General features: G+C 50.7%; 20 protein-coding genes, 1 tRNA gene and 2 pseudogenes. 3 read left to right on the forward strand and 20 right to left on the reverse strand.

The window, feature by feature from the left end; genetic code table 11:
• Positions 1 to 410 precede the first annotated feature (410 nt).
• The 8 genes and pseudogenes from JCM12539_RS08485 to JCM12539_RS08510 form a co-directional block, all read right to left on the reverse strand.
• On the reverse strand, positions 411 to 1,994 hold the full coding sequence (locus tag JCM12539_RS08485; protein WP_225350316.1) for a BCCT family transporter: 1,584 nt from the start codon (positions 1,992 to 1,994) through the stop codon (positions 411 to 413).
• 198 nt (positions 1,995 to 2,192) lie between these two features.
• Positions 2,193 to 2,780, reverse strand: a complete 588-nt coding sequence (locus tag JCM12539_RS08490; protein ID WP_054650698.1) for a sugar O-acetyltransferase — start codon at positions 2,778 to 2,780, stop codon at positions 2,193 to 2,195.
• 243 nt (positions 2,781 to 3,023) lie between these two features.
• Positions 3,024 to 4,178: an MFS transporter gene (locus JCM12539_RS08495; RefSeq protein WP_054650700.1), complete on the reverse strand. Its 1,155-nt coding sequence runs from the start codon at positions 4,176 to 4,178 to the stop codon at positions 3,024 to 3,026.
• Between the two features lie 56 nt (positions 4,179 to 4,234).
• On the reverse strand, positions 4,235 to 4,525 hold the full coding sequence (locus JCM12539_RS12765) for an ArsR/SmtB family transcription factor (RefSeq protein WP_082405431.1): 291 nt from the start codon (positions 4,523 to 4,525) through the stop codon (positions 4,235 to 4,237).
• A gap of 469 nt (positions 4,526 to 4,994) precedes the next feature.
• The gene (locus JCM12539_RS08500) at positions 4,995 to 5,216 is read right to left on the reverse strand and encodes a helix-turn-helix domain-containing protein (protein WP_054650702.1); all 222 of its coding nucleotides are present in this window, start codon (positions 5,214 to 5,216) and stop codon (positions 4,995 to 4,997) included.
• Between the two features lie 95 nt (positions 5,217 to 5,311).
• Entirely contained in the window at positions 5,312 to 5,593 is a 282-nt protein-coding gene (locus JCM12539_RS15240) for a type 1 glutamine amidotransferase family protein (RefSeq protein ID WP_054650704.1), read from the reverse strand.
• A 486-nt stretch (positions 5,594 to 6,079) separates the two neighbouring features.
• A complete protein-coding gene (locus JCM12539_RS12770; protein ID WP_156302150.1) occupies positions 6,080 to 6,406 on the reverse strand; it encodes an HIT family protein in 327 nt (108 codons plus the stop codon).
• Positions 6,407 to 6,708: 302 nt separating this feature from the next.
• Positions 6,709 to 7,741, reverse strand: a pseudogene (locus tag JCM12539_RS08510) (zinc-binding alcohol dehydrogenase family protein).
• 99 nt (positions 7,742 to 7,840) lie between these two features.
• Between JCM12539_RS08510 and JCM12539_RS08515 the strand changes: the two are divergent.
• On the forward strand, positions 7,841 to 8,185 hold the full coding sequence (locus tag JCM12539_RS08515; RefSeq protein ID WP_054650706.1) for a winged helix-turn-helix transcriptional regulator: 345 nt from the start codon (positions 7,841 to 7,843) through the stop codon (positions 8,183 to 8,185).
• A 114-nt stretch (positions 8,186 to 8,299) separates the two neighbouring features.
• Here JCM12539_RS08515 and JCM12539_RS08520 read toward each other — a convergent pair.
• From JCM12539_RS08520 to JCM12539_RS13240, 3 genes are all read right to left on the reverse strand, one after another.
• Positions 8,300 to 8,387, reverse strand: a tRNA-Ser gene (locus tag JCM12539_RS08520).
• A gap of 91 nt (positions 8,388 to 8,478) precedes the next feature.
• A complete protein-coding gene (locus JCM12539_RS08525) occupies positions 8,479 to 8,694 on the reverse strand; it encodes a hypothetical protein (protein ID WP_054650708.1) in 216 nt (71 codons plus the stop codon).
• A 53-nt stretch (positions 8,695 to 8,747) separates the two neighbouring features.
• Positions 8,748 to 8,909 (reverse strand): hypothetical protein, encoded by a 162-nt coding sequence (locus tag JCM12539_RS13240; protein ID WP_156302151.1) that lies wholly within the window; start codon positions 8,907 to 8,909, stop codon positions 8,748 to 8,750.
• Between the two features lie 463 nt (positions 8,910 to 9,372).
• Between JCM12539_RS13240 and JCM12539_RS08530 the strand changes: the two genes are divergently transcribed.
• Positions 9,373 to 9,819, forward strand: a complete 447-nt coding sequence (locus JCM12539_RS08530) for a hypothetical protein (protein WP_054650710.1) — start codon at positions 9,373 to 9,375, stop codon at positions 9,817 to 9,819.
• A gap of 88 nt (positions 9,820 to 9,907) precedes the next feature.
• On the opposite strand, the gene JCM12539_RS08535 is transcribed toward JCM12539_RS08530, so the two are convergent.
• Positions 9,908 to 10,222, reverse strand: a complete 315-nt coding sequence (locus JCM12539_RS08535; RefSeq protein WP_054650712.1) for a DUF960 domain-containing protein — start codon at positions 10,220 to 10,222, stop codon at positions 9,908 to 9,910.
• A 2-nt stretch (positions 10,223 to 10,224) separates the two neighbouring features.
• Positions 10,225 to 10,740 carry an aminoacyl-tRNA deacylase gene (locus JCM12539_RS08540; RefSeq protein WP_054650714.1) on the reverse strand — a complete coding sequence of 172 codons (516 nt, stop codon included), beginning with the start codon at positions 10,738 to 10,740 and terminating at the stop codon, positions 10,225 to 10,227.
• Positions 10,741 to 10,882: 142 nt separating this feature from the next.
• Here JCM12539_RS08540 and JCM12539_RS08545 point away from each other — a divergent pair, with 142 nt between their 5' ends.
• Positions 10,883 to 11,218 (forward strand): hypothetical protein, encoded by a 336-nt coding sequence (locus JCM12539_RS08545; RefSeq protein WP_054650716.1) that lies wholly within the window; start codon positions 10,883 to 10,885, stop codon positions 11,216 to 11,218.
• A 92-nt stretch (positions 11,219 to 11,310) separates the two neighbouring features.
• Here JCM12539_RS08545 and JCM12539_RS08550 read toward each other — a convergent pair whose 3' ends face one another.
• The 7 genes and pseudogenes from JCM12539_RS08550 to recQ all read right to left on the reverse strand — a co-directional run bounded on the left by JCM12539_RS08550 (position 11,311) and on the right by recQ (position 15,990).
• Entirely contained in the window at positions 11,311 to 11,838 is a 528-nt protein-coding gene (locus JCM12539_RS08550) for an adenine phosphoribosyltransferase (protein WP_054650718.1), read from the reverse strand.
• Between the two features lie 12 nt (positions 11,839 to 11,850).
• Entirely contained in the window at positions 11,851 to 12,648 is a 798-nt protein-coding gene (locus JCM12539_RS14160; RefSeq protein WP_263849781.1) for a single-stranded-DNA-specific exonuclease C-terminal domain-containing protein, read from the reverse strand.
• Positions 12,591 to 12,884, reverse strand: coding sequence for a hypothetical protein (locus JCM12539_RS14165; protein ID WP_263849779.1), 294 nt, complete (start codon positions 12,882 to 12,884; stop codon positions 12,591 to 12,593). Before JCM12539_RS14165 ends, JCM12539_RS14160 begins: the two co-directional genes overlap by 58 nt.
• Positions 12,885 to 13,007: pseudogene (locus tag JCM12539_RS14765) on the reverse strand (hypothetical protein); the annotation flags it as partial.
• Positions 13,001 to 13,924, reverse strand: coding sequence for a single-stranded-DNA-specific exonuclease RecJ (locus tag JCM12539_RS14170; RefSeq protein WP_225350314.1), 924 nt, complete (start codon positions 13,922 to 13,924; stop codon positions 13,001 to 13,003). The gene JCM12539_RS14170 and the pseudogene JCM12539_RS14765, both read right to left, overlap by 7 nt.
• A gap of 43 nt (positions 13,925 to 13,967) precedes the next feature.
• Positions 13,968 to 14,135 carry a hypothetical protein gene (locus JCM12539_RS14175; protein ID WP_225350315.1) on the reverse strand — a complete coding sequence of 56 codons (168 nt, stop codon included), beginning with the start codon at positions 14,133 to 14,135 and terminating at the stop codon, positions 13,968 to 13,970.
• Positions 14,136 to 14,184: 49 nt separating this feature from the next.
• Positions 14,185 to 15,990 (reverse strand): DNA helicase RecQ, encoded by a 1,806-nt coding sequence (recQ, locus tag JCM12539_RS08560; RefSeq protein WP_054650720.1) that lies wholly within the window; start codon positions 15,988 to 15,990, stop codon positions 14,185 to 14,187.
• Between the last annotated feature and the right edge of the window lie 568 nt (positions 15,991 to 16,558).

Genomic DNA, 16,558 nt, shown 5'->3' on the forward strand with positions numbered 1-16,558 from the left:
GATAGCGCTTTCCTCGGACTTAAGGCGGAACCTGACACACACTAGCCCATTACTTTATTAGCTCTGCGTACTCTCATGATTTGCGCACCATATACATACTGATGATGTATCCAGCGTGCCAAAAGCAAACGTTCCCAAAGGAATCCAGAATGACGCCGTACCATCAAATACCCGCGGAACGAATAGCACCGTGATAGTGCCCAAAATTGCTACGTCGCGATGCCCCCAATTAGCCACGCCACTTGCCGCCCAGACTTTGGCACCATGATCATGCCCCCCAATGTGTACATTTTCCCTTCTGTCTATAATCGCTTTTATTGTATGCCCTTCCATATCAGCGCACAATAAAAAGCCCCGCAACGAATTGCGAGACTTGATTGAATTTTTAATTTACACGTTAATGTAATCAGCTAATCATCAATTGAATTATGCGCAACCGGCATCCGCGTGGTCGCTCTGACCTTGTGCCGCACAACCGCTTTGGCTGGTGCGGGCGCGACGTCGTGGTCGCGAACCAGCACTTGCCAAGTAGAAACGATGAGGAGTCCCGAAACAAAGATGAGTGGGAAACCAGCCACCGAGCAAATCGCCTGCACCGTTTTGAAGCCGCCCACAAACACGATCCCGAACGCGAATAACATGAAGATTCCCATCCATACTAGTCGGTTAACCAGGCTAGGTTGCTGGGTCGGACGGAGCCGCGTTGAGGTAAACGCCGAAACGATGTACGCCGACGAGGACACGGTGGTCGCCAGGAAGATGAAGCACGATGCGGCGTAAACCACCAACATCACGTACTTCAGCGGCAAAGTCGACAACACTTGTGCAATCGTCGCCGCCTGTCCCTGGGTGTTAAGTGTGTGCAGTAAGTCTACCGCACCGCTTTGCTGTAGAAACAGAGAATAGCCACCCAGAATGGCGTAGAAACTCATGCAGCCCAGGGCACCGTAGCCCAGCATACCCAGGATTACCTGCCGCACCGTCCGGCCCTTGGAAATCCGGGCAATGAACAGTCCCATGAACGGCATGTACGTGAGCCACCAACCCCAGTAGAAGACCGTCTCGGACTTCACCGGATCAACGCTGTGTGCCATGCTCGTCGTGAAGCCAGTACTCATGGCCACAAAGTGTGTCACTAACAGGCCGATGCTGTGCACTTCCGAGCGAATGATGGAACCAGTCGGGCCCACCATCAGGACGATAATCAGAAAACCAATGGCCGTCCAAATATGCGCCGCACTCAGTTTGTCGATGCCACCGCGTAGGCCGCGTACCATGGTTAACGCAAAGATGGCCAGCAATACGATGAACATCCCCAACTTTAACCAGATGGTGTCGTCAATGTGCGTCAACTGCGCAATGACTTTGGATAAGACGGGAATTTCCATCCCGACCGACGAGCCAATACCACCCATAATGCCGAACACGACCAAGAAGTTAACGCCGAGGCGGAGACCCCGCTTGACGGAACCCTTGCCCTGCAGCATGGGGATAGCGTCGCTGAGCGCCATCACGTGAACGTGCTTAACGAACATCATGTACGCGATGAGGACGGCAGCGGAGGCAAACATCATCCACGCCATTGGTCCCCAATCAAATTGCCCGAGCATGTGCGCATTTTGGTAGTTCTGTGCCGATAACGCTTTGGCCCCAAAGAGTGGGTGTTGCACGTACCGGAGTGGATCCACCATGCTCAGCATGAGGATGCTGGCGTCAATCGCCGTAGCGAAGACCATGCTCCCCCACTGGAAGTTGCTATACTGCGGCTTGTCGTCCGCCGCTCCCAGTTTGGTGCGGCCGAAGTGGCTGCAGGCTAAGTAAATGAAAAACACAAAGTTGACAATGTAAATGCCAAAGTATAACCAACTAAACCGGGCAGTGATGAATGTCATTAGTGCTGCCAGCGCGGCTTTGAGTTGGTTGCCACCAAGTAACAGCGTCACGGACATGATTAGAAACAACGCTACCGTTGGTACAAAGAGACACTTATTGATGTTATGTCGATAAAAAAATAAAGAACTCCTAGTTCCCGTCGACCCCCATTGTAAACACGTTCCTGCCGGGCAACGGGTCATAGGCGCAGTCGGTAGTACCAGTAGCCATGTTTTGTGATGGCCGCAAGGGTCCGGATTTAACCAGACAATAGCGTATTCGCAATCACCAAATCAGCACGAACTACCGCGCGACTTGGCCTAGTTCTTATTGTCAGTAATCACTTCACCGTGTTCATCCAATCGGCGGATGACACACGCAGGGTTACCGGCAATTACGACATCAGAAGGAAAGGACTTGGTTACCACCGACCCGGCGCCAACCACAACGCGATCGCCTAGAGTTACCCCGGGCAAAAGCGTCGCGTGACCACCAATCCAGATGCTGTTACCAATGGTGATGGGCTTACCCATTTCCACATCCGCGTCACGCTGTTGCGCGGACAACGGGTGGACCGGCGTGTAAAAACCAACGTCGGGGCCAATGTAGCAATGGTCCCCAATCGTAATTGGGCACGTATCCAGCAACGTCAGACGGTAATTGGCGTAGAAGTGATCACCAATGTGCACGTTGAAGCCGTAGTCAAAGGTAATACCCGCCTCGGCGAAGAAATCATCCCCCGCCTCCGCCAGTAATGCTTTGGCCTGACCATTGCGGGCCTCATTGTCGGTTAGTTGGTTGATTTGCAGTAACTGCTCACGGACCAACTTACGCCGAGCGATTAGTTCTGAATCAAATTGTTGATATGGCTGACCAGCAGTCATCTTTGCTCTTTCAGATATCATCATGTTATTAGCGTACCACTGATGGCGGCATTTGTGAAAAATGGGCACAAATGGTAGCTGTGAATTATCAGTCGAGCTTGCCCAATAACTCTGCGGTTATGTGAGTTGCTCGACCGTCTGGCGCAATAAGCTTAGGCTTTATAACGCTTTCTCAGAAGGGAGCCATTTCCAGGCAAACTCTGGGAAAAACCACAACCAACCGGGTCAAATATTAACTCAACAATAATACGTTGCAAGAGTCACGAATTATGACGCCGTCGTATTCAGTGCCCCATGGTACCAGTACAACATCCCCCCAAAAGCAATGACAATCGCGGCAAACCACGCAATACCAGTAAATCCCCACGCATTGAAAAGCAGGCCACCAATACCACCCGCCATAGTTTCACCCAAGTACATCGCGGCATTTGCCAAGGAGCTCATGGTACTACGAGCGTTTGCGACGGTTTGTTGTAAAGTGGTCATTAACAACGGGAAGATAAGGCCATTAAACACGTAAACAGTAGTCACCATAATCTCACTAACAATGAAACTAGGTGAAAAGGTTAACCCAATATAGAGTACGATTAAGGCAACAAAACTCAGTGCAAGCGCCCTGGTGAACGACACTTTCTTTGCCCAGTACCCACTAAGTAAAGAGCCCAGTAAATTACCAGCACCAATACCAATCATTGCCGTGCCGACCCCGGTTAGTGTTAGACCAAAATCGCGAGTAAACCAAGTAGAAATAAACGTGATTGCCGTGAAACTACCGGTTTGAAAAACAAAGTAGGCCGCTAAATAACTCACCGCTTTGTGGTTACCAATGACCTGCTTATACGTCCGCCAGAAACCGATGTGAGCATGTTGGCTAGGGAGAGCAGGTAATGCTTGCCAGCATACAACCATCAGCAGTACCGCTGCGCCAGCAATCACGAAAAACGGTGTGTGCCAGGAACCCGCAGCCAGATAACTGCCAATTGGAATCCCAACTAACTGTGCGACTGACAATCCGGCCGTTGCGTATCCCATCACCTTTACAATCTGCTTTGGCTCAACGACATCAGGAATTGATGCCCATACCTGCGGCGTAACGAAGGCGGCAGCCACGCCGGCAAGGAAACGAAACAATAGCATCAGCCAAAAGCTGGTGGCAACCCCGCACAGTGCTGTTGACACCGCAAAGCCGGCCAGCCCATAAAGCAAAATCTGCTTACGGTCATGTTGGTCCGAAATTGGTCCTGAAATCACGGCAAAGCCGGCGTATCCTAGTGCGTAAGCCGACACCAACCAGCCCGAAACGGCGGTAGATATACCGAATAACCGGCTAAGTGTCGGTAAAAGTGGCGAGACTAAAAATGTATCCGTCCCTATCAAAAACATAACCAGAAAAAAATAAACTCGAATAACGACGCATAGCATTCTCCTTGTGCAACTGTTTTATAACAATCGAACTCTAGGACGAAAAAAAATACCTTTTACAAGGTATTTAAAAATCCGGGTAAATACGTATCAAAGGTGCTCAGCCTGAGTTCAACATACTTGTTGGGCCCGCTTTTGCGAGTAGTCGTAAGCCCCGCTTCACGTAGAGTACGGAAGTGATACGATACAGTGGATTTTTGAATGTTCAACTGTTCGCCAATTTCACCACAGTTCATCTCACCGCGGTGCTTGTATAGCATCCGTACGATTTTTAAACGCATCGGATCCGCTACTGCCTTTAAAATAATTACTCTAGATTCGTCATCACTTAACTGTTCGATTGTCATGAAACTAATATAGATTACCGATTGGGCTTTGTCAATCCTCGCTTAACCCCACAAACTCTTAGAAGTCATTCAATTCTATAAACATTGCTACAGCCTGTGCCGAGCACGGCAGCCAATTTGATGGTATAGGTGTAACTACAGTTCGGTTAGTGATTGCACAACAGACTGGCGTATTATGGCCGTGATTGATTTGCGATTGAAAGCTACAAACAGGATTGCTATGGTTCAAAAAAAACGGCATAGGCGCCAACTTACGCAGTTGGTACCCATGCCCGGAGTTTTATTGTGGAGCCTAACTTTTACGATGAGCAAAACCACCTTTGGCAGCATTAATCGCATTCAGGACTTGGGGAAATCCTACACGTGGCCCCTTTCGTGATGGAGGTGGCAGTGTGCGCGAAATTGGTATTTAAAACAAATTGTGTTGAAGACAATTAAAAGTAAACATAGTTTGGACGAATTTAAAAACCTAGTTGTTTTGTTCCACTTTGCGAGGATCTGGCTGTCCGGTAGCGGCTTCCATGCCGGCAACGGTGACAACTAATTGGTGGTCATCAAATTTACGCCATGATCCCTTAGGCCATTTATGCGGACTTTGCTTCAGGCTAGTCCTAACGTATGTCTTGTTTTTACCCCATATTTCTGCGGCCTCACGTGCGCCTAAAATTTCAGTACTATTTAGGTCAATCATTTTTTTACTCCCACTCCCATTCAGTGGTCCGTTATCTCAAAATTACTACTCGGGATACACGAGCTCACAGATTCACGGTAACCGAGGATTCAAACTTACGCGTACGGATTACCGTATTTCTCACTGTATGCATAATAGCCCATCCGGTACAGGTCCGTGGTGCGATTGATACTGTCATCATCCGCGAGACCGACCATTTTCAAAGTTAAATTTGCAAATTCCAGCGGTGCTGTGCCGTTAGCAGTAACCAGATTCCGGTCACGAATTGCTTGCTGCTCTATGAAATCGTCCCGATTGACGTATCGTGAAAAATCATTCCATAAATATTGAGCGTTACCAGTATGCTTAAATTGCGAAAGTAAACCTCCGCGGGCCAAAAAGTCGACTGCCCCGCAGATAGCGGCAGTTTTTTTTGTCCGCCCCTAGTCTTTGTCCAATAACGTTTGTTAACCGCTCGTCATCTGTATCCCAGGAATTTCCTCCGATCATAACCACCAAATCGGATTGTTCCGAAAGCTTGTACAAATTAGTCGAAGCTTCGACCTTCAATCCGCCGATGGACACCGGTTCCGCAACGTCTGAAGCAAACTCCGTGGTCCATAAATTAGACTGATTGAGCTGACTCGCTAAATATGCGGGTTCCCAATCAGCCCACTCATTGCGTAACACAAATACCGCTTTTTTTCAAAATGTCCATCTCCTAGTAAATACCTATAAGTATACACATGTAAACAAATTAGGTTTCAACTTTGATTGCCACTTTTCTGGTCAACGTCAACTGCATGGCCAGTGTTAATTGCGAGGAAACACGGTATATCAGTTCAATTGCATCAATTCAGAGTTAAATTGATCAATTAATTTAATCACGGCCCGGTCGCTGGGATAGCCTCTGAGCACATCGAATTCGTAGTGTTGTTTTTTTTCGGGATTACCCCGCGCACCCCGCCTCGCGGATTGGGCGTATCACCCGTAAACCGCGGAATCAGATGACAATGGAAGTGCATTACCGTTTGCCCAGCCGCCATACCACAATTCCACCCGACATTATAACCATCGGGATTCTGCTTAAGATCCAGAAGTTGCCTACCCTCATCAAGGAGTTTTAGCATATCCGAACGCTCGGTCTCGGTGAGGTCAAAGAAGGTTTCCGCATGCCGCCGGGGAATAATCAGGAGATGTCCCCGCGACACAGGCTCAAATCAAAGAAGCCAATACAGGTGTTATTTTGTAATATAACTTTGTTATGTTCGAGATTACAAAAAGGACAATCATTACTCATAAAAATTAGCCTCAATCTTTCAACTTAGTTACATTGAGTCTAGCAAATACCGTTGGAATGATTGTAATCCCCGCTCTATGGGGAACGCAATAGTGCGCAGAGGCCAACCGCCTTTACACTTGCTAAGCCAACCCATCCCAGACTGTCCGACTGGTATCTTAGCGAAGCTTTTTACACACCATGTGAAGCTCGTATTTTTAATCAACGCCTTGGTTACTCGGCTTTAATCACAACCTTACCAATCATGTGTCCCCCAGCCACCAACTTGAACGCCTGCCGCAACGATTCCGGATTCAGGCCGTTAAACACTTTGGTGGTGGTTGGCACAATCACCTTTGCCTGTAGTAATTGCCCAATCTGATCAAGGATTTCGTGTTGAGTAATCATGTCATCAGTTTGATAGTAGGATTTGCTATACATCCATTCCCATGCAAAGGTGGCGCGCTTTTTCGTCAGTTTTTTTCAAGTCGATTGGGTGACGATTTTCCGTAATTGAGACAATGATCCCACTCGGCCGAATTAAGGTCGCCATTTCGTTAAAGTGCTCGTCTAGTTTACTCAGCCCGAGGATATAATCCACGTTTTTAATACCTAACGCATGTACCTGCTTCACCAAATCTTGGTGGTGATTCACAACTAGTCCCGCGCCATGTTGCTTCGCCCACGCAATGCTTTGCGGATTGGAGGCTGTCGCAATGACCCGTAATCCCGCATGGTTGGCTAATTGCGTGGCGATGGAACCGACACCGCCGGCACCGTTAATAATTAGGAGTGTTCTCTGCCGATTGTGTTTAATGTCGGCGATTGACAAGTGCATTTGTTCAAAGAGCGCTTCATACGCAGTCAAAGACGTCAGCGGTAATCCGGCCAGCTCCTCATCCGCAAACTCTTCTGGAGCATGACCAACGATGCGCTCATCTACTAACTGAAAAGTTTGGTCACTACCATCCCGACGAAAGTCTCCCGCGTAAAATACCCGTTGGCCAACGTTAAACAGGGAAACCTGTTCGCCCACGGCCACGACCGTTCCGACGGCATCCCAACCCAGAATCTTCGGCGTAGCACGCGGCCGCCGTATGCCGGCATAAACCCCAACATCAACGGGATTAACTGACACCGCAGCGATATGCACTAACAAATCGTGTCCGGTGGGAATTGCTGTATCCCGCTTAACCATACTAAACGCATTAACATCATCAAAACTGTGGCGCTGATACGCACCAATAATTGTGTTGATTGCTTTCATTTCAAATCACCCTTTCGAATCAACCATAGTTGGTCGAATGCTAGATGGCAATCCTGAGAATTTTGTAAGTATGGCGTATACTGACGTTGAGGTGATAGCATGCAACGCCATATATATGATTGCCGGCCCGGCTGTCCGGTAGAAAGTACACTCCAGCTAATCTCCGGGAAATGGAAGTGCGTAATCCTCTTTCACTTGATCAAAAAGGATGCGATCCATTTCGGCGAGCTTAACAGAATTATTCCAGCCTGCTCTGAACGTATGTTGGCACTCCAGTTGCACGAACTGATCGCCGACGGTATCGTATTGAAGCACACAGACCCAGGTAACAATTTGGTGACTGATTATCAGTTGAGTGCGTTTGGTGAGACCTTGACACCAGTCATTGCGGCAATGGAGACCTGGGGCAATCAGTACAATGCTGTGATGAGCGCACATAAATAAGCGTACTAACCATGTAAAACAACATATCGATAAAATATTCTGACCGAAAAAAAAAACCTCGAAAGCGCAAGACCATTAAGGTCAACGTTTGCGAGGCTTTATCAATTAAAAATAAGGAGAGTACAGGATTTGAACCTGCGCGCCGGTATTAGCCGGTTCGACGGATTTCGAGTCCGTTGCATTACCACTCTGCCAACTCTCCATAACAACAATAACAATTATAGCAAAGCCACTTAAAAGATGCTAGCTATTTTCACAATTATCGTGTTATTTAATCATTCAACCACTCAAATCTAGTTGCTACTACTTGCCGAGCTGCTGGAACTACTGCTGATCTTGGCGGTATTTTGTACCGCTTGGCTGTACGTCACCAGCGAAGTTGGGGTGTGACCGCCAAAGCTTTGCCGACCAATCGTCGACGAAGTTTTGAAGAACTTCTTGGTCGCCGTGTTGAACTCCGTTTGGTTATTATCCCCTACCGCGGTCAGGACGGCCTCCGCATCAGTCACATAGCCAGATAACGCCTTGGTTGTGTCCGCATTGGTACTGTTGTTCTTTAACTCTAGGCTAAGTCTTCCAACTTAGCCCGGTTTTTCTTCAAAGTTGGCTTGAGGTCGTCAATACTCGTACCGTGCACCATTTTCAGAAGCGGATTAACGGCCAGATCACAGATACGGTCGTACCGACTCTGCAACTGCGTATTCGTGTACTTATGCGTGACCAATGTGGTTGACGAACTGCTGGACGAATTCTTGCTACTCTTTCCCTGTCCGCACCCCGCTAAAGCCAGTCCGCAAACCAAACATACGATTATTAAATAGTTTTTTTTTCATGTTTATCCTCCACTCGCTATCCCTGTTATTTTGCCACAAACGGCACAATTAGCCAACGTTTGTATTTAAAGTAACAGCCGTTCGATAATAATTAATTTAATGCTTATACTAGACAATCATTTTTGGTTATGCTAATCTTTAATTTGTAATCGATTACAGTAAAAATGGTTTTTGCTTATGGTACCAGAAGCCCGTCGCAGAGCGTTTTGCAACACGTGTTGGATTCAGTTACACACGCGTGGCCTATTTTTAAATCGTGCCCGTCGCCTGTCGTGACACCGTTCACCAAGTGCGTAATGCTCATCACTATTCGTGGGCAAACAGCCCACCCCAAAAAACAAAGGAGAACTCATTATGACTGCAAATACAACGTCAATCCAGCCACTAACCACTTCTTTGGAACGGCTGCTGATATTTAAAGAAGTATTTAACCAACATATTCATACCTGTGAAAACATCATTACCGGTAATTGCCTCGCACGCGATACGCTTGGTGACCTCAAAAAGTACCTGATGCGTAACCTAATGCACTTTAACCCGCTGGTACAGTCCCTGCGTACGGTCCACGTGCCGCGTACCTACCAATGCGAACTAGATAACATTGTGCGGGCGGTCAACCGCTATCGGAATGCCATTGAGGATATCGTTGACGCCATTGATCCAGAATCCGTTGACCAAGTGCCCTTCCGGATGGGAGTTAAGCAAAGTACTGCCCTCGACTGGATGACTGGCGCCTATATTGATGGTTTGCGGCTACAGGCCGGTCAGTTCGGTTATTGCGGTATGGTGGCTAACCGGTGATAGTGAATACAGATGAACCACAGCAAAACGAAATGGGCTAACGCGACTTGAGAAAGTTACGTTAGCCCATTTTGTGTGTTCGGTTAATTTAGTGTTCATTGGCCTCTTCTGGTAAGAGGATAGTTTGAATGTCACCATCATCGTACGCCAGAACCATGTCGGGATACTCATCCCCGTAATCGAGATCCTGGTCAAAGGCCATCTCGGTATCGAGATCCTGCTGCGAGAAATGGATACTAACCTGGCCGTCGTTATTAACGAGCTTAAACTTCAACAGGTTGTCCAGTGGCACCAAACCGCGTAAATCATTATCAATAATGAACCACACCCGGTCAATCAGTTCACCAGGTATTTTGGAAATAACGCCAAATGTCGCAAAACGACTGTGTTGTGCTTCAAACATAATCATCCCTCCTCAGTGGCGGTAGCAAAGTCGGCAAATTGTCCTTTGACCAGTCGGGCCAAGTCAGCTGCCTGTAAGCGGTCCGACCGGCCAATTTCACCGGAACTGATAATTATTGTGCCCGCCCGTTCTGCCTCTCGTGCAAAATAAATTGGGTAATGGTGTCGAGCATAGATACCCAAGGGGTTATTCGCCCCGTGTTCATACCCACTCGTTTTGATGAGGTCCTTTAATGGTACCATGCCCACCTTCTTGTTACCAGAAACGGCGCTTAACCGCTTATAGTCAATGTGCATGTCCAAAGGCACTACGCCAACGACGGGACCAGTTTTATTGCCAGTCAGAACCAAAGTCTTATAAACCTCGTGCCGGGGTACATCCATCTTGGCCCCATCAATTTGCATGACATCACCGTCTTGATAGGTGTCAAACTCGACGGGGGCGTACTCCACACCCGCCTTGTCCAACATCTTTTCCACGAGCGTTTTGCTGGGGCCGCTGTGTTTCTTCTTGCTCATTCGTATTCCACCTCCCTGCACGTTATCCTTGGTTTATACTTTAGCCGAAAACATAGAAAATGCAAGGGATTGACCGAATTCCCTTCACCAGTAACCGCTTCCATGCTATACTGATTTTGGAACAACTGGAGGCGTTTTCAAGATGATTAGGGTTAAACATATTTTGGTTGCAATTTTGTTGGCGTTAATCGCCGCAACTGGCATCACATTCGTCGCTACTAGCGGCGGCAACGCAATGATTGGCCAGATTGAATTTAGCACCGCCGCTACCCCGGTTAATAGTGCAACCGGCAACGCGACGGACAGCGAACGTAACGCACAATTCAACGTTAGTTCCACGGTATCGCGCCAATTCAGCGCGCTTGCACCGTGGCTAGTTGGCGCTACCGCCATTGCGATGGTGGTCACCCCCGTGGTAGCCTTTGTAGCCATTCAACCACCGGTTCCCGCACGCGCCCGTGTGCACAGACGCGATTAGAGTCAGGAGCCACATATATCCCAGGTGTCCACACACTGGACACAAAGGGCCGCGCAATTGCGCGGCCCTTTGTGTATGCTCATCACACCTTGTTAAGCACCCTCGTACTGAGTGAGTGCCAGCAAGTCGTAATCCTTAATCTTGTCGCGACCGTGAAGATCCGTTAGCTCCACGATGAACGCGGTCCCGACGACGATACCACCGAGGCGCTCAACTAGGTCAATGGTGGCCGCAATCGTGCCACCGGTGGCCAGGAGGTCGTCGCAGACCAGCACGCGCTGTCCTGGCTGGATTGCATCTTTGTGTAAGTACAAAGTTGCCGTGTCGTACTCAAGTTGGTAACTAGCGCTAACCGTTTCACGGGGGAGCTTACCCTTCTTACGGGCCGCCGCAAAACCGACGCCGAGCTTATATGCAACCGGGCAACCCACGATGAATCCGCGCGCCTCGGGACCGGCAATCATGTCTACTTTGCGTTCACGGGCAAAGTCCGCAATTGCGTCCGTTGCCGCTGCGTAGGCCTGACCGTCTGCCATCAACGGCGAAATGTCCCGAAAGACAATGCCGGGCTCCGGAAAGTTGTCGACACTCGCAATGTAATCCTTGAAGTTAATGCTCATATGCTTGAATCCTCACAATTCTTGTCGGTACCGCAACAAAGTAGCCCGTAAATCGGCGCGTGACGCTGTCCGCAACCGCCGGGCCAGACCCAGCTGGGCCACACGTTCTTGATAGACTGGAGCATCTTCAAGCGCCTGTTTTTGTGGGTGCGATACTGTCGAAATGAAAACACCGTCGTCTATAGTAACAAATTTCAGCTGCAAAAACACCTGTACAGCGAAAATAACTTGACTGGTATCCAGATGGGTAGCTCGCGCCACCATCGGTAACTGGTGTTTATCAAAGCGCGGATGTGCGCCTAGAAAACGCAACACCGCGCCGAATTCATTCCGACTGGGAATTGCCAAGATCTGTTTGGCAGGCGCAAAGAATAGCGCACCGACGGGTAAATCAACTCGCTGAACGGTGGCCGCCAGTTCGGCCTCAGATGACGGTAAATCGACCAAAACCACATCGGTCGTGCCCGTGGTTAGCTGATTAGCCATCACGGTCGGTCCCCCGAACTGTAGACGTTGCGTAAGTTGCTTGGCCAGCCGGGGATTGAAGAACACGTATGTGTGCGCACCAGCCACCTGACTTTGGGTTAACTGCGGCATCCGCATGTCGATAACCTGATCACTTTGCATCTGGATATCTTGGACCATCAGTTGCAACGAGGTGTTGCCCTTATACGTATTGGTGGCCAGGTGGAAGGCTACCTTGACCTTCTGTGCGGCGGACAGCCCCTCCGCGAGGTCGCCGGCGCCGAAGTCTACCGCCCGAATACTGCCGCCCACCCGGAAGCGCAGGTGGCTCTTGTCCGCCCCCATCTGGGCCACATCGTCCACCGCGCTGGTATTGAGTGCAAAGCTGGCTCCAGGTTGCCCTCGCCAAACGGGGCCAGCCGTCGCAGTTCTCGATAGGCGTCCATCGTGAGGTCCTGCACGTCAACCTGGGCCGCAATGGCTAGCTTTGGTGTCCCTATGTTCGCACCTGCCGCGTCTTTGGCCAAGGCCTCCTGCAGCGCCGCCACCTGGTCCACCGGCAGGCTCAAACCAGCCGCCATCGCGTGGCCGCCAAAGTGGGTCATGAGGTCGCGACTGGCGTTTAGACCGTCAAACAGGTTGTAACCAGCAACGGACCGGCCGCTCCCCTTGGCCGCGCCGCTGGCCGGGTCAATACTCAGGATAACTGTCGCTTGCCGGTATCCTCAACGATACGACTCGCCACGATTCCCAGCACGCCCTGATGCCAATCCGGATGAGCCAGTACCAGCGCTGCCAAGCCGCGGTGCTGGTCATCACGGGCCATGGCGCTGGCTTCAGCGTAAATCGACTTCACCAGTGCCTGACGCTCGCTGTTGGTTTGGTTAATCTTCCCGGCCAGTAACTTAGCCTCGTCTTCGTCAAAGGTGGATAGCAACGTCACCCCCTCAGTTGCATCCCCCATCCGTCCAATTGCATTCAGGCGCGGGGCTAGGGCAAAGCCAATGGTGATCTCGTTCACCGTTGCGGGATCCACTCCGGCGGCTTCCATGAGCGCCGCCAACCCGACCCGCGGATTGTTGCGCATCATTTGCAGGCCGACCTGGACAAAAATACGGTTTTCATCCGTCAGGCTGACGACATCGGCGACCGCGCCCAGTGCGGCCAGGTCAATACTTTCAACGGGCACTTCACCGAGGAGTGCCGTCGCAACTTTGAGTGCCACCCCGGCGCCACTGAGCTGACCGAACGGGTACTCACTACCGGGGTAACGGGGATGAACGACCGCTACGGCCTCTGGCAACGTGGGTGCTAGTTCGTGGTGGTCAGTCACCACCACGTCCATCCCGTTCGCCATTGCCCACGCAATCGGTTCAGCGCCGGCAATACCGTTATCAGTGGTAATTAACAGTTGCGTCCCGGCGTTGGCTAAACGCTGGTACGCCGCCAAGTTGGGGCCGTACCCATCAGTGAAACGGTTGGGAATGTAGACCTCCGGATCCGCGCCAATACTCTCCAGCGCTTCCTTCATGATGGTGGCACTAGTGATGCCATCAACGTCGTAATCCCCGTAAATTGTGATATGTTCCCCATTTTCAATGGCCGCCGTGATTCGCGCCACGCTTTGCCCATATCGTGCATTAACATGGGGTCGTGCAAGCGGCTCAATTCCGGCTGGGTAAAGTTGGCCCAGGCGTCGGCATCAGTAATTCCGCGCTGTACAAGAATGTTGCCAGCAACGGGGTAACCCCCAATTCCTGTGCCACCCGCTTAATCTCCGCTGGTTCTGCCTGTGGTAATAATTGCCAGTCGTACTTGCCGCTCACATGCATCCATCCCTTCTAAACTAACCGCAATATTATAGCATACCGCGCGCTCAAATCAGGCCTCCGTATTAGCAACCGCCGCGGAGGAATCCGCGCCTTGTTCCCAGTTGCGTAACAATTCAAGGTAGGCATCGCCGTACTTGTCCAGCTTGTTTTGCCCGACACCACGAACGTTGAGCATGGCGACACGGGTGGTTGGTCGCTGGGCGGCCAGTTCCCGCAGTGTCTGGTCCGAGAAGATAACGTATGGCGGCACGTGCTGTTGTTCGGCAAAGTTGGTGCGCAACTCTCGCAGTGCCTGGAACAGGTCGTCCGCAACCGGCAAAGTCTTCGTGGCTTTGACGGCCATTTTGCGTTGCACCTGGGCTTTCCCTAACAGTACCGACACACCCTGGTCGCTCACCGACAGCGTTGGGTACTGACCCGCACCTTGATTCAAGTAGCCGCTAGCGACCAAAAAGTCGATAAATTCATTAATATGTGACTGAGTTTGACTACTCATCAGTCCGTACGTCGGTAACTCGTTGAGGTGCAGCTCCCGCACACGCGCGGTTTTGGCCCCCGTCAGTACTTGCGCAACTAGGGACTTACCAAACCGTTCCCGCATACGCTTAACGCAGCTGAGCACCTTTTGCGCGTCAACGGTGACGTCCTGAAACGCCCGTTCGTCCAGACAATTACTGCAGCGGCCACATGGCTGGCTGCCGGTTTGGCCAAAGTAGCGCAGAATGAACTGTTGCAAACAGTCCTGCGTGTTGGCGTATTGCTGCATTTCGTGGAGTTTGCGGTACTCGTTTTGTTTAAATTCATCGTCCATTTCGGATTGGTCGATAAAGAACCGCCGGATTTGGAGGTCATTGGGTTTAAAGAGCAGGATGGCTTCACTAGGTAAACCGTCACGACCCGCACGCCCAGCCTCCTGGTAGTATGATTCCAAGTCCCCGGGGACCTGGGCGTGAATAACGAAGCGTACGTTACTCTTATCAATACCCATACCAAAGGCGTTGGTCGCCACCATCACGGGCTTCCGGTCAAACAACCAGTCCTCCTGGTTGGCATTGCGGTCACCCTCGCTCATGCCCCCGTGGTAATACGTCACGGCGACGTGGTTGGCCTCCAACAAGTGGTACAGACGCTCAACTTCCTTACGCGTGCTGGCATAGATGATGCCTGACTGGTCGTTGTTCAGCTTGAGGTATTCGAGTAGGTAGGTATCTTTGTTCTGGTCCTTAATCACCCTAAAGCTCAGGTTATCACGTGCAAAGCCGGTGTTCACCTCGTTCGCGTCGGGGATTCCCAGACGTGCACGGATATCCGCCGCGACTTTGCGTGTGGCGGTCGCCGTCAGGGCAATCACGACTGGATGTGAAGGTAGCTGAGCGATCGCCTCGGTCAAGGTCAGGTAACTAGGGCGGAAATCGTGACCCCACTGGGAAATACAGTGGGCTTCGTCGACGGCGACCATGCTGACGTTGAGGGACGATAACTCGCGCAGAAACCGGTCGGAGTCGAGGCGCTCGGGGGCAATGTAGAGTAGTTGCACGTCACCCCGAGCGGCCATGGCAAAGCGGTGGTCAATCTCGGGAAATGAGAGTGAGCTATTAATGTACGTCGCTGCGATACCCTCTTCGTTCAGGGCGTCCACCTGGTCCTTCATCAACGCAATGAGTGGTGAAATGACGATGGTGATTCCCGGCATGAGTAAGGCGGGAATCTGGTAACAAAGTGACTTACCACCCCCGGTAGGCATGACGGCCAGGGCGTTTTCGCCGTTCAGCAAGTGGTTGATCACCTCTTCCTGGCCGGGACGAAACGAACTGTAACCAAATTTTTCTTTTAAAGCCGCTAAGGCGTCTTGCATATTCACTAGATGTGACTCCCCTCTGTGCTGATCATGGTCTATTGTAACAAGGAATGAGAGTGTGGAGTAGCCCGTTTAGAAAGCAAAGTGGGTTACGAACACGCGGGTGCTTTGGAACTGCGGCTTACGTGCCCTGCGCCGTGATTGCTACACCCGCACGCTCCGGCCGTCCCGGCCTCCCGCGGATTCTGAAGACAAAGACAAAACACTTTGTCTTCAGAATCTGCCGCTGTAATTCGCTGCGCTCAAACAGCGCTCTGGGGTCGCAGCAACCACGTCTCCGGACACGACGCCTCCGTCCCAAAGCCCACCCGCGGTTCCCGATAGTTCGAAATGGCATACCTCACCGCTTAATACTTAGCATTGTTGGTCAATTACAATGCTCCCATGCTAAGGAAGATGGCAGTTGACCAATTCGGTTATAAATCCATGCGCAAATGTGGACTGTCTGGGGATGATGCCGTGGTTTCTCGCACGGTAGAACCTGTAACGGTAAACATCTGCTGTTGATCGTACTGGCGTGGCGGTGGAGGTTGAGCGGCTGGTCCCCGCGACGGCTGCATGCCCG

Source organism: Lacticaseibacillus pantheris DSM 15945 = JCM 12539 = NBRC 106106 (genome assembly GCF_001311175.1).
Classification (GTDB): domain Bacteria; phylum Bacillota; class Bacilli; order Lactobacillales; family Lactobacillaceae; genus Lacticaseibacillus; species Lacticaseibacillus pantheris.